Annotated in this window: 1 protein-coding gene; it reads right to left on the bottom strand. The window is 37.6% G+C overall.

All coding sequences use genetic code 11. The annotated features are described in order from the left end of the window. Positions 1-34: 34 nt before the first annotated feature. Positions 35-1,291 (bottom strand): ISL3 family transposase, encoded by a 1,257-nt coding sequence (locus ADM33_RS10635; RefSeq protein WP_065429204.1) that lies wholly within the window; start codon positions 1,289-1,291, stop codon positions 35-37. Positions 1,292-1,408 lie beyond the last annotated feature (117 nt).

Below are 1,408 nucleotides of genomic sequence, written 5' to 3'. Positions count from 1 at the left end.
GGCTCTTTGTCAACTGTAGTGGGTTGATGAAAAGTTATAACCTGGAGAGGACCAACTTGGTTCTCTCCTTTTTGATATTCAAAGCAATGAGGATTCTAGTTTTAAAGTTTTCAAAGTTCCGGAAGCCAAAAGCATTGCGCTTGATGACCTTAATGAGGTTATTAGTAGCCTCTAGTTTCGCGTTTGAGTAGGGCAGTTCCAGTGAGTTCATGATTTTGTCCTTGTCTTTCAAAAAGGTTTTAAAAACAGTTTGAAAAATAAGATTTACACAAGAAATCGTTTCTTCAATCAGTTCAAAGAAATGGTCTGTTTGTTTCTCTTGGAAATGAAATAGTAATAGTTGATAGAGTTCATAGTGCTCTCTAAGTTCTTGAGAGGATTCAAGGAGCTTTTCGAGAATCTCATTATTGGTCAAGTATGAGCGAAAAGTAGGGCGATAAAAACGTTTATTACTAAGTTTACGGCTATCCTGTTGAATGAGTTTCCAGTAACGTTTTAGTGCCTTATATCCATGCGATTTGCGATCAAAACGATTCATGACTTGGATACGAAGACGATTCATAGCTCGACTGAGATGTTGGACAATGTGAAAGCGGTCGAGAACGATTTTAGCGTTAGGAAAAAGTTTTTTGGCACAATCATAGTAGGGACTAAACATATCCATGGTAATGACTTTCACGCGACTTCTCACCTTTCCAGAATAACGAAGAAAATGATTGCGAATGGTCACTTGAGTCCGCCCATCCAGGATAGCTACGATCTTTCTGGAATCAAAATCCTGTGCAATGAAGCTCATCTTACCTTTCTTGAAGTTGTATTCATCCCAAGACATGTGAGTTGGAAGGAAAGATAAATCTGTCTTGAATTTGAATTCTTTCAATTTACGAATGACTGTCGAAGTAGAGACAGATAGACTTTCTGCGATAGCCGTCATAGGGACTTTCTCGATTAATTTTTGAGTGATTTTCTGGTTGACGATGGTCGCGATTTGGTGATTCTTTTTGACTAAGGAAGTCTCTGCAACAGCTATTTTCCCGCAGACTTTACAACGGAAACGGCGTTTTCTCAATCGAATGAGAGTCTTGTATCCTGCACATTCGAGGTAGGGAATTTTAGATTCTTTTTGAAAGTCATATTTAGCCATTTGTTCTTGACAGTTGTGACATTTAGGGGCAGGATAATCGAGTTTAGCGATGACTTCTTTATGCGTTCCAGCATCAAGATAATCTAAGATTATGATGTTCTTGTCTTTAATTCCGAGTAAGTTTGTGATAAAATTTAATTGTTCCATAAGATTCTTTCTAATGATGGTTTGGTCACTTTTCATTATAGGTCTTATGGGACTTTTTTTCTACAACAAAATAGGCTCCATAATTCCTATGGTGGTGCTACCCACTACAGAAATTAT

The sequence above is a fragment of the Streptococcus oralis genome, assembly GCF_001075875.1.
GTDB classification, from domain to species: Bacteria; Bacillota; Bacilli; order Lactobacillales; family Streptococcaceae; genus Streptococcus; species Streptococcus oralis_I.
The sequence above is the reverse complement of the archived record's forward strand: the minus strand, read 5'-3'. Positions and strand labels throughout refer to the sequence as shown.

Coding starts and splice junctions, on each gene's coding strand:
- ADM33_RS10635 (WP_065429204.1), bottom strand. CDS start 1,291: ATGGAACAATTAAATTTTATCACAAACTTACTCGGAATTAAAGACAAG.